Here is an 11,348-nt window from a genome sequence, read left to right as displayed (position 1 = left end):
TACCGAGAGCGCCTAGCCAAGGTACGCCAGGCCGGGATGGACGTCGGTGTAGCCCTCGACCAGCCGGCGGGCCACGTTCACGGAGTCGACCAGCGGGTGCAGCGCGAAGGCCTTCACGGCCGTCGCCCGGGAGCCGGACTCGGCGGCGGCCAGCACCTCGCGCTCGACCGCCTTGACCGCGCAGACCAGGCCGGTGGCGTGGTCGGGCAGCGGGGCGACGGCGGCGGGGTGGGCGCCGTTGGCGTCGACCAGGCAGGGCACCTCGATGACGGCGTCCGTGTCGAGCACCGCGAGGGTGCCCTGGTTGCGGACGTTGAGGATCAGGGTGGTGCGCTCGTCGCGGGCGATGGCCCGCATCAGGGCGAGGGCCACCTTCTCGTAGCCGCCGGACAGGTCGTCGGCGTCCCGCTCGCCGGCGCCCGCCGTCTCCCGGTTCTCGGACATGTAGGTGGCCTCGCGTTCGGCGCGGGTGCGGTGCCAGGCGGTCAGCGCCGCGGCGCCGGGGCGCTTCATCTCCTCGTAGAAGCGGGCCTGCTGGTCGGCCAGGAAGGCGCCGCGGGTCTTCTCGGCCTGCTGGTAGGCGCGGACGGCCTCGCGGTTGAAGTAGTAGTAGTGCAGGTACTCGTTCGGGACCGCGCCGAGGGACCGGAGCCAGTCCACGCCGAAGAGCTTGCCCTCCTCGAAGGAGCCGAGCAGGTCGGGGTCGGCGAGCAGCCGCGGGAGCTCGTCCCGGCCGGCGACGCGCAGGCCGCGGACCCAGCCGAGGTGGTTGAGACCGACGTAGTCGATCCACGCCTCCTGCGGGTTCGCGCCGAGCACGCGGGCGATCCGGCGGCCGAGGCCGACGGGCGAGTCGCAGATACCGATGACGCGGTCGCCGAGGTGGCGGGACATGGCCTCGGTGACCAGTCCCGCCGGGTTGGTGAAGTTGATGACCCAGGCGTCGGGGGCGAGGCGGGCCACCCGCCGGGCGATGTCCACCGCCACCGGCACGGTCCGCAGACCGTACGCGATGCCGCCGGCGCCGACCGTCTCCTGCCCGAGGACCCCCTCGGCCAGCGCCACCCGCTCGTCGTGCGCCCGGCCCTCCAGGCCGCCGACGCGGATGGCGGAGAAGACGAAGTCGGCGCCGCGCAGGGCCTCGTCCAGGTCGGTGGTGACGGTCACCCGGGGGGCGTCGGGCACGTCGGTGGCCTGCTCACGCAGGACACGGGCGACCGCGTGCAGCCGGCTGTCGTCCAGATCGTGCAGGACCACTTCGGTGACCCGGCCCTCGGCCCGGTCCGCCAGCAGCGCCCCGTACACGAGCGGCACCCGGAACCCGCCGCCGCCCAGAATCGTCAGCTTCACGCCGCCCCTGCCTTTCCTGCCAGCACCACGTCGACGCCGGCCTCCTCCAGGGAGGACCGCGTCGCCGCGTCCACCGGCGCGTTGGTCACCACCGCGTCCAGGTCCTCGGGACCACAGACCTTCGCCATGCCCGTACCCGGGAACTTCGCCGAGTCGGCGAGCAGGACGACCTTGTCACTGGCGTCGATCATGGCCCGTTTCACCGGTACCTCGACGACCGTCGTGTCCATCACCTGCCCGCCCGGGCGCACTCCGCTGGTGCCGAGGAAGAGCCAGTCGGCGTGCAGCTGGCGCAGGTTGTCCTCGGTGAGGAAGCCCACCAGGGAGCGGTACTCGCGGCGGACCATGCCGCCGAGGAGCACCAGTTCGATGCCCTCGTCGTCGGCGAGCTCCTCGTAGACCACCAGGTTGCTGGTGATCACGGTGAGCCGGCGGCCGTGCAGCTGCCGGGCCAGGCGGTAGGCGGTGGTGCCGATGTCCAGGAGCACCGACTGGCCGTCGGCGACCAGGGCGGCGGCACGCGCCGCTATGGCGTCCTTCTCGGCCACCCGCACCTCGGCGACCTCGGCGAAGGGCTGGTCGCCCTCGTCGACGACGGCGCCGCCGTGCACCCGCGTCAGCAGGCCGTCCTCCTCCAGTTTGACCAGATCGCGCCGGACCGTGGCGGGGCTCACGCCCAGTTGCTCGGAGAGATCGGTCACGGCCGCGGGGCCACCGGAGCGAAGGGCCCGCAGGATGAGTTGGTGTCGTCGTTCTGCCAGCACGGCGTGAACACTACTCGTCATCTTCAATCATTTCCATGCGCACTTCTGCTCGGGTATTGACCAATCTCATGGATCAGCGCACGATTCCGGTCACCGAAATGAAGAGTTTTGACGAGCTCTCCCGACGAGAGGATCCGCGCGTGGACGCCGACCAGCCCCAGGTGCTGCTGACCGGGCTGCTCTTCTACGACCTGGTCCTCACGGGTCTGGGAGGGCAGCCGACACCCGGCGAGGAGATCTGGACGGCCGGCATGGGATGCGGCCCGGGCGGCATCGCCAACCTGGCCGTCGCCGCCTCCCGTTTCGGTCTCAGCACCTGTCTGGCCACGGTCTTCGGCGACGACTTCTACGGCGCGTACTGCCAGGAGGTGCTGGCCGGCCAGGAAGGCGTCGACCTCTCGCTGTCCCGCGTCGCCGAGGGCTGGCACACCCCGGTCACCGTCGCGCTCGCCCAGGGGGACGACCGGGCCCTGATCACCCACGGCCAGGAGCCGCCGTACTCGCAGGACGCGCTGGTGGGCGACCCGCCCGAGGCGTGCACGGCCCTCGTCCACCTGGAGGCCGAACCGCGCGCCTGGCTCGCCAAGGCCGCCGCGAACGGCACGCGGATCTACGCCGACGTGGGCTGGGATCCCACCCGGCAGTGGTCCACCGACCTGCTGGAACAGCTCGCCCTGTGTCACGCCTTCCTGCCGAACGAGTCCGAGGCGATGGCCTACACCCGCACCGACAGCGCGGTCGCGGCCCTCGGCACGCTCTGCGAGCTGGTGCCGGTGGCCGTGGTCACCCGGGGCGCGGACGGCGCCGTCGCCGTCGACCAGACGACCGGCGAGTACGCGGACGTCCCGGCGCTCGACGTCGACGTGCTGGACGCGACGGGTGCCGGCGACGTCTTCGGCGCGAGCTTCGTCGCGGCCTCGCTGGGCGGCTGGCCGCTGGAGGAGCGGCTGCGGTTCGCCGTCCTGGCCGCCGGTCTGTCCGTCCAGCACCACGGGGGCGCGCCGGCGGCCCCCGGCTGGTACGGCGTCGACCGCTGGTGGCGCTCACTGACCGACCCCGAGCTCAAGCGGGCGTACGGCTTCCTGGCGGAGCGGCTGCCGGCGGACCCCGGCCCTCCCGTGCGGTACGCCCCCGTCACCCCGCCCGCACCACGGCGCTGAGCGCCCCGACGGCGCCGCCCCGCACCACGGGCGCCACCGCGCGACGCTCCCGACGACCTCGACATCCCCTTCTGTGAAGTCCCGAACAGATCCGAAAGGCGGTGGGAGCTGTGCGGCTCTCACGAAGAGGCCTGCTGCGCGCGGGCCTGGCCGGTACGGCCGCCACCGCGCTCGGCGGCCTGGCGTCCGGCTGTGCCGTCCCGACCGGCTCGACCGGCCGGAACATGGTCCTGTGGTACTGGAGCGGCGGTCTGAGTGACACCGTCGTCGAGAGGGCCCAGGCCCGCTACGGCAACCACGTCACCCTCAAGGCCCAGCAGATCGGCGGCTACTACCGGTCCAAGCTGCTCACCACCATGACCGGCCGCGCCCACATTCCCGACATCGCCGGGCTCAAGGGCGAGGACATGGCCTCCTACCTGCCGAACGCCGACCAGTTCGTGGACCTGCGGACGCTCGGCGCCGAGAGGTACAAGAGCCGGTACCTGGACTGGAAGTGGCAGCAGGGGGTCGCCGACGACGGCACCCTCGTCGGCTTCCCGATCGACGTGGGCCCGGTCGTGCACTACTACCAGACCGGCGTCTTCGAGAAGGCCGGCCTGCCCTACGAGCCGGACGACGTGTCCCGGGAGCTGGACACCTGGGAGGCGTTCTTCGCGGCGGGCGAGCGGCTGAAGAAGCGTGTCCCCGGGGCGTTCCTGCTCACCGACGTCGGCAGCGTCTTCGAGATGTCGCTCGGCCAGGGCACCACCCGGTTCGTGGACAGGGACCGGCACTTCATCGGCGACGGTGAGCATGTGCGCGCCTGCTGGGACCGGGCCGTGGAGGCCAAGCGGCGCGGGATCGTGTCGGACATCGTGTCGGGCACGCCCGACGCCAACTCGGCCATGGAGAGAGGGCTGCTGCCCAGCGCGCTCAACGCCTCCTGGGCGGCCGGCGACCTGAAGCTCGGGGTGCCGAGGACGGCGGGCAGGTGGCGGGTGGCGAGCTGTCCCGGCGGTCCGTCGAACGTCGGCGGGTCGTTCCTGGCGATCACCAGGGCGTGCCGGGAACCGGAGCGGGCCTTCGAGATCATCACCTGGATGCTCAATGCCGGCAACCAGGCCCAGGGCTTCGTCGACGCCGGGCTGTTCCCGTCGACCCCCGCCTCGTACGAGCTGAGCAAGCTGCGCGAGCCCGACCCGTTCTTCGGCGGCCAGATCACGATGGACGTCTTCGGACCGGCCGCCGAGAAGATCCCGGTCTCCTACAACAGCCCGTTCGACATCGCCCTCGGACAGCCGGTCCGGGACGAGATCAAGAACGTCGGCGTCCTCGGCAAGAACCCGGACACGGCATGGAAGGACGCCATGAGCACCTGCCGGCGCATCGCGGACCACCTGGGGGTGAGCCACTGATGGCCACCGCTCCCCTGGTCGAACAGCCCCCGGCCGTCCTGGCCGAGCCCCCGGTCGTGCACCGCGGGAAGAGCGTTCTGAGCCACTGGCGCCTGTACGCCGCGATCTCCCCCTTCTACCTCCTCTTCCTCTGCTTCGGCCTGATCCCCGTCGGTTTCTCGCTCTACCTCTCCTTCCACCGCTGGGACGGGCTCGGCTCGATGGAGTGGGCGGGCCTGTCGCAGTACCGCTATCTGCTGGCCGACGGCGCCTTCTGGAGCTCGATCGGCAACACCATCGTCATCTGGGCGCTGGCCACCTTCCCGATGATCGCGCTGGCGATGGTGACGGCGGTGATGCTCAACTCGGCCGTCCGCTTCAAGAACGTCTACCGCTTCGCGTACTTCCTGCCGAACGTCACCTCGATCGTCGCGGTCGCGATCATCTTCGGTTCCGTCTTCTCCACCAACTTCGGCCTGATGAACGCCCTGTTGCAGGCCGTGGGCCTGGACCAGGTGGCGTGGCTGAACACCCCGTGGGGCATCAAGGTCGCCATCGCCACGCTGATGACCTGGCAGTGGACCGGCTACAACGCCATCATCTTCCTCGCCGGGCTCCAGACGGTCCCGGGCGAGCTGTACGAGGCGGCCCGGATGGACGGCGCGGGTCCCGTGCAGACCTTCTTCCGGATCACGCTGCCCATGCTGCGGCCGACGCTGCTGTTCGTGCTGGTCGTCTCCACGGTGACCGGGTTGCAGAGCTTCGCCGAGCCCCAGGTGCTGCTCCAGACCACGGCGAACGAGTCGACGTTCTCGGGCGGCCCCGACCACGCCGGCCGGACCATGGTCCTCTACTTCTTCCAGCAGACCTTCGACAACAACGACTTCGGCTACGGCGCCGCCGTGGCGTGGGGCATCTTCCTCGTCGTCGTCATCTTCTCGATCGTCAACTGGCGCCTGGTGCAGCGCCGGGACGAAGAATAGGAAGGCCGGTCACCATGGCATCCATCAAGGGGTACCGGAGCCGGGGCATCGCCCTGCACCTGGTCCTGGTCGTCGGCCTGCTGCTGTCGGCCTTCCCGTTCTACTGGGCCGTGATCATGTCGACGCACACGTCGACCGAGATCTTCTCCTATCCGCCGAAGCTGCTGCCGGGCTCGCACTTCGCGGAGAACGTCCGTCATCTCTTCGACAACCTCGACTTCTTCGGGTCGATGTTCAACTCGCTGCTGGTCGCGGTCTCGGTGACCGTGCTGGTGCTGTTCTTCGACTCGCTGGCGGCGTTCGTCTTCGCCAAGTTCCGGTTCCCGGGCCGCCGGGCGCTGTTCGCGCTGATGATGGCGATCTTCATGGTGCCGGCCCAGCTGGCGGCCATCCCGCAGTTCGTGATCATGGCGAGGATCGGCTGGATCGGCACGATGACCGCGCTGATCGTCCCGGCGGCGGCCAACGCGTTCGGCATCTTCTGGATGCACCAGTACATGAAGGGCGCGATCCACGACGAGCTCCTCGACGCCTCCCGGATCGACGGCGCGGGCTTCCTGCGGCAGTACTGGCACGTGGCGCTGCCGGTGGTCCGTCCGGGCCTGGCGTTCCTCGGCATCTTCACCTTCATGAGCCAGTGGAACGACTACGCCTGGCCCCTGATCGCCCTCACCAACCCCGACAACGTCACCCTCCAGGTCGCGCTGTCCCAGCTCAACGGCACCCAGGGCACCACCGACTACGGCATGGTCATGACCGGCGCGCTGCTCGCGCTGGTTCCGCTGCTGATCGTGTTCGCGGTCGGTGCCAAGCAGATCATCGGCGACCTCGGCAAGGGGGCCATCCGCTGATGGACCCGTTGCTCGCGCTCCGCCCCTGGGAAGCGCCCGAGGTGACCTCCTGGGGCCGGCTGCCGATGAACGCCGTCGACCGCCGCGCCGGGGCGCTGAAGCTGGACGGCGACTGGCGCTTCCAGCTGCTGCCGGCGCCGGACGCGCCGCTCGCGGACGTCTGGTCGTCGTCGTACGTCCCGGGTGTCTGGACGACGCAGGACACCGACGACCTTCCGCAGTACACGAACGTCCGTATGCCGTTCGCGGAATTCCCGCCGCGGTCGCCCGCCGCCAATCCGACGGGGGTCTACGAGCGGGCGGTGGACGTGCCCGCCGCGTGGGCCGGCCGGCGGATCGTGCTCCAGGTCGGGGCCGCCGAGAGCGTGCTGCTGGCGCACGTGGACGGGCGGCCGGTCGGCGTCTCCAAGGACTCCCACCTGGCCGCCGAGTTCGACCTCACGGGGCTCGTCCGCGCCGGCCAGCGGGCCGTCGTACGGCTGACCGTGGTGAAGTGGTCGGACGCCTCGCACATCGAGGACCAGGACCAGTGGTGGCACGGCGGCGTCACACGCTCGGTGCTGCTGTACGCGACGGACCCGCTGCATCTCGCGGACGTGACCGTGCGCGCCGGCCGGTACGGGGAGCTGCGGGTGGACTGCCGGGTGCGGGACGCGGGCGGCGCGCTGCCCTCGGGGTGGTACATCAGCGCGGAGCTGGACGGCCGGCTCCTCACCCAGGACACGGAGTTCGACCGGGCCAACGCCGAGGACGAGCGCGTGTCCGGCTTTCTCGGTGAGGCGCGGCTGCTGGCCACCGTCCGGGACGTGCGTACCTGGAACGCCGAGACGCCCGAGCTGTACGGCCTGACGGTCCGGCTGCACCGCGCCGACGGCACGGTCGCCGACGCCTCGCACCACCGGGTCGGCTTCCGGGACGTCGAGATCGTCGGCCGGGACCTGCTGGTCAACGGCGAGCGGGTCTACGTCCGGGGCGTCAACCGGCACGACTTCCACCCGCTGACCGGACGGACGGTGTCGTACGACGACATGCGCGCGGACCTGGTCCTGCTGAAGCGCTTCGGCTTCAACGCGATCCGTACCGCCCACTACCCGAACGACCCGGCGCTGTACGACCTGGCCGACGAGCTCGGCTTCTACGTCGTCGACGAGGCCGACATCGAGTCGCACGACCACGCCCACGAGATCGCCGACGACCCCCGCTATCTGAACGCGTTCGTGGACCGGGTCTCCCGGATGGTGCTGCGGGACAAGAACCACCCCTCGGTCATCGTCTGGTCGCTGGGCAACGAGTCCGACTACGGCGCCAACCACGACGCGGCGGCGGGCTGGGTGCGCCGGCACGATCCGACCCGGCCGCTCCAGTACGAGGGCGCGGCCAAGCGCGGCTGGGCGGATCCGGCCGTCGCCTCCGACATCGCCTGCCCGATGTACGCGCCGCTGGAGGAGTGTGTCGCGCACGCGCTGTCCGGCGAGCAGACCAAGCCGCTCATCCAGTGCGAGTACTCGCACGCGATGGGCAACAGCAACGGCACGCTCGCCGACCAGTGGGCCGCCATCGAGTCCACCCCGGGACTTCAGGGCGGCTTCATCTGGGAGTTCTGGGACCACGGCATATTGCAGCGTGTGAACGACGGAAGACCGGTCGGCCGCGGGGGTGCCGGACTCTATGACAACGGTGTCGCCGCACCCGGCCACCGCTGGGCGTACGGCGGCGACTTCGGCGAGACGGTCCACGACGGCGTGTTCATCGCCGACGGGGTCGTCCTCCCCGACCGGACCCCCAAGCCCGTGCTGTACGAGCACCGGGAGATCGCGGCCCCGGTGCGGCTGGAGTGTTTCCGGCACGAGGGCGTCGTCCTCGGCAACCATCAGCACTTCCGCGGCCTGGACTGGCTGGCGGCCGAGTGGGAGCTGGCCCTGGCCGACGGGCGGACGCTGACCGCGCCGGCCTGGCTGCCCCCGCTGCGGCCGGGTGAGACGGCGGCGGTGCCGCTGCCGTTCGCACTGCCCGAGGACGGCGGGGAGGCGTGGCTGACGCTGCGGGTCACGACCGCCGGCGACGAGCCGTGGGCGCCGCGCGGGACGGTGGTGTGCGTGCCGCAGGTGCTGCTGCGGGCGGCTTCCCCGGAGCGGTCCGGCCCGGTGATGCGGAATCGTTCCGCTGGGACCCCGACCGGGACCGGGACCGGGACCGACGTCGAGGCCGAGGTCGAGGTCGACGGTGACGGTCTGCTGGTCCACCCCCTGCTCCCGGCCGCGCCCACGCTGTCGCTGTGGCGGGCGCCGACCGACAACGACGAGCTGGGCGGGACGGCAGCGCGCTGGCGGGCCTGGGGGCTCGACGCGCTGGTGCGCGAGCTGGTCGACGTACGCCGGACGGACGGCCGCGTCACCGTACGCGCGGAGTACGCCGCCGTGGCCGGAGTCGTCCGGCACACCCAGGTGCTCACCCCGGTCGACGGCGGCCTGCGCGTGGCGGAGACGGCCGAGCTGCCGGACACCTTCACCGATGTCGCCCGGGTCGGTTCCCGGTTCGAGACGGTGCCGGGCCTGGACCTGATGGAGTGGTACGGGCAGGGCCCCTGGGAGTCGTACCCGGACCGCGCCTTCGGGGCGCCCGTCGGCCACCACACGGTGCCCGTGGACGCGCTGTTCACCCCGTACCTGCGCCCGCAGGAGAGCGGCGGCCGGCACGGCGTACGGCGCTTCACGCTGTCGGCGCCGGACGCCACCGGGCTGACGGTGGAGCTGGACGAGCCGCGTCAGGTCTCGGTGACCCGGTACCGCGCCGAGGACCTGGGCGCGGTGGCCCACCACGACGAACTCGTCCCACGGGCCGGCTGCGTGGTGCACCTCGACGCCGCCCACCGGGGCCTGGGCACCGCCTCGTGCGGCCCCGACACCTCACCGTCCCATCTCGTCGCACCGGGCGTCCACCACTGGAGCTGGACCCTGCGCGCCCTCTGATCCCCCACGCCACCCCCGTCACCCTTTTACGCAGTGTTACGGAGCAACACGTGTGCGTTTCGCATGAGCACGACCAGGGCGAGGCCGCGCAGGCCGGCGCCGGAAGACGCGGTTTCCTGCGGGCGACCGCGCTGCTGGGCGCCGCCACCACCGCCGGTCTGGCGCTGCCGGCCGCCGCCGAGGCGGCCCCCGCCGCGGCCGGCCGGCGGCCCGACGCCGACAGCCGCCGCTTCACCCTCGCCGTCATGCCCGACACGCAGTACCTGTTCGACGGGCCCAGCATCGACAAGGCGCCGATCGAGGCGTCCCTGCGCTATCTGCTGGAGCACGGCGAGGAGGACAACATCGTCTTCCTGTCCCACCTGGGCGACCTCACCGAGAACGGCGCCCGGGACGAGATCGCCGCCGTCAGCGAGGCGTTCCGGCTGCTGGACCGGCGCGGTGTCGGCTACAGCGTCCTGGCCGGCAACCACGACGTGAGGTCCTCGACGAACGACCAGCGGGGGCCGACGCCGTACCTGGACGCCTTCGGGCCGCGGCGGTTCGAAGGCAGGCCGACGTTCGGCGGCGCCTCACCGGACGGCTACAACACCTTCCACCTCTTCAGGGCGGCCGGCCGGGAGTGGATGGTGCTCGCGCTGGACTGGCGGCTGTCGGCGCGGGGGTACGCGTGGGCCGAGGAGGTCATCGCCCGGCACCCGAGGACACCGGTGATCCTGACCACGCACGAGCTGGTCGTCGAGGACGACACCCTCTCCGCGTACGGGCAGCAGCTGTGGGACCGGCTGATCGCGGACCACGACCAGATCTTCCTCACCCTCAACGGCCACTACTGGCCCGCCGGCCGCGCGACCCGGCGGAACGCGGCGGGACATGACGTCCATCTGCACCTGACCAACTATCAGAACCGCTACTTCGGCGGCGCGGCGATGATCCGCCTCTACCACTTCGACCTGGACCGGGACGTCATCGACGTGGAGACGGTCTCCCCGTGGATCCTCGGCCGGGCGGCGAAGGGACTCAACGAGCTGGAGCGGCAGGAGATCGAACTCAGCGGCGACGCCGACCGGTTCTCCGTCGGCATCGACTTCGCGGACCGCTTCTCCGGCTTCGCCCCGGTGGCCCCGCGCCCGGCACGCCCCGCGTCGAGGATGCTGGTGCCCGGCACGGTGGCGTACTGGCGCTTCGACGGGCACGACGACGGAACGGCCGTCACCGGCACCGTCCGCGACCTGTCCGGACGCGGCAACGACCTCACCGTTGTGTCGGTGGGCGGCTCCACGCTGACCTGGTCCTGTGACCACCACCCCGACCAGCCCGGGCACGGCAGCCTGGAGTTCCACGGCTTCAAGTCCCCGCTCAAGGGCGCCTACCTGCGCACGGTCGACGGCGCGCCTCTCAACGCGGCGACCTTCAGGGCCGGTTACACCATCGAGGCCTTCTACCGAGTCCCCGCCGACTGGGACCCCTCGCACAACGCCTGGGGCGGACTCGTCGGCCGCACCGGCACCGGCGGGGCCGCGGGCAAGACCGAGGGCGACCCGGACGAGCCGCTGGCCACGCTGTCCCTGTCCGACGGTCCCGGTCCGCAGTGGGCGGTGCGGCCGCTCAACCAGCAGGGCATCGCCACCAACTGGGGCGACGAGACGGCCCGGGAGGTGTGGTGGCACGTCGCCGTCGTCAACGACGGCTCGCACACGACGATGTACGTCCAGGGCTGTCCCGTCGCCCGCAATCCCACGGCGCGCTCGGTGGGGCTCACCTCGGTCGGGCTGCCGTGGCTGCTGGGCGGTTACGAGTACGGCGGGCAGATCGACCAGATCCTCTACGGCCGGCTCGGTGACGTCCGGATCGTCGGGCGCGCCCTGCCCGTCACCTCGTTCATGAACCACTGA

The 11,348-nt window shown here is 71.5% G+C and carries 8 protein-coding genes; 6 read left to right on the top strand and 2 right to left on the bottom strand.

Features of this window, described 5'->3' with window-relative positions:
- Positions 1-12: 12 nt before the first annotated feature.
- Both QQS16_RS33250 and QQS16_RS33245 read right to left on the bottom strand, forming a co-directional pair.
- Positions 13-1,350 (bottom strand): 6-phospho-beta-glucosidase, encoded by a 1,338-nt coding sequence (locus tag QQS16_RS33250; RefSeq protein ID WP_286065757.1) that lies wholly within the window; start codon positions 1,348-1,350, stop codon positions 13-15.
- The gene (locus QQS16_RS33245) at positions 1,347-2,114 is read right to left on the bottom strand and encodes a DeoR/GlpR family DNA-binding transcription regulator (protein ID WP_286065756.1); all 768 of its coding nucleotides are present in this window, start codon (positions 2,112-2,114) and stop codon (positions 1,347-1,349) included. Before QQS16_RS33245 ends, QQS16_RS33250 begins: the two co-directional genes overlap by 4 nt.
- A 140-nt stretch (positions 2,115-2,254) precedes the next feature.
- Between QQS16_RS33245 and QQS16_RS33240 the strand changes: the two genes are divergently transcribed.
- From QQS16_RS33240 to QQS16_RS33215, 6 genes are all read left to right on the top strand, one after another.
- Complete coding sequence (locus QQS16_RS33240) at positions 2,255-3,274, top strand: carbohydrate kinase family protein (RefSeq protein WP_286065755.1); 1,020 nt, start codon at positions 2,255-2,257, stop codon at positions 3,272-3,274.
- Between the two features lie 110 nt (positions 3,275-3,384).
- Positions 3,385-4,671 (top strand): extracellular solute-binding protein, encoded by a 1,287-nt coding sequence (locus QQS16_RS33235; RefSeq protein WP_286066539.1) that lies wholly within the window; start codon positions 3,385-3,387, stop codon positions 4,669-4,671.
- The gene (locus QQS16_RS33230; RefSeq protein ID WP_286065754.1) at positions 4,671-5,633 is read left to right on the top strand and encodes a carbohydrate ABC transporter permease; all 963 of its coding nucleotides are present in this window, start codon (positions 4,671-4,673) and stop codon (positions 5,631-5,633) included. Before QQS16_RS33235 ends, QQS16_RS33230 begins: the two co-directional genes overlap by 1 nt.
- Before the next feature lie 14 nt (positions 5,634-5,647).
- Positions 5,648-6,484 carry a carbohydrate ABC transporter permease gene (locus QQS16_RS33225; protein WP_286065753.1) on the top strand — a complete coding sequence of 279 codons (837 nt, stop codon included), beginning with the start codon at positions 5,648-5,650 and terminating at the stop codon, positions 6,482-6,484.
- Positions 6,484-9,453, top strand: coding sequence for a glycoside hydrolase family 2 TIM barrel-domain containing protein (locus QQS16_RS33220; RefSeq protein WP_286065752.1), 2,970 nt, complete (start codon positions 6,484-6,486; stop codon positions 9,451-9,453). Before QQS16_RS33225 ends, QQS16_RS33220 begins: the two co-directional genes overlap by 1 nt.
- Before the next feature lie 50 nt (positions 9,454-9,503).
- Positions 9,504-11,348 carry a LamG-like jellyroll fold domain-containing protein gene (locus tag QQS16_RS33215; protein WP_286065751.1) on the top strand — a complete coding sequence of 615 codons (1,845 nt, stop codon included), beginning with the start codon at positions 9,504-9,506 and terminating at the stop codon, positions 11,346-11,348.

This window comes from Streptomyces sp. ALI-76-A, from assembly GCF_030287445.1.
Classification (GTDB): Bacteria; Actinomycetota; Actinomycetes; order Streptomycetales; family Streptomycetaceae; genus Streptomyces.
Note: the sequence above shows the minus strand (reverse complement) of the source record. Positions and strands in the feature narration are given on the sequence as shown.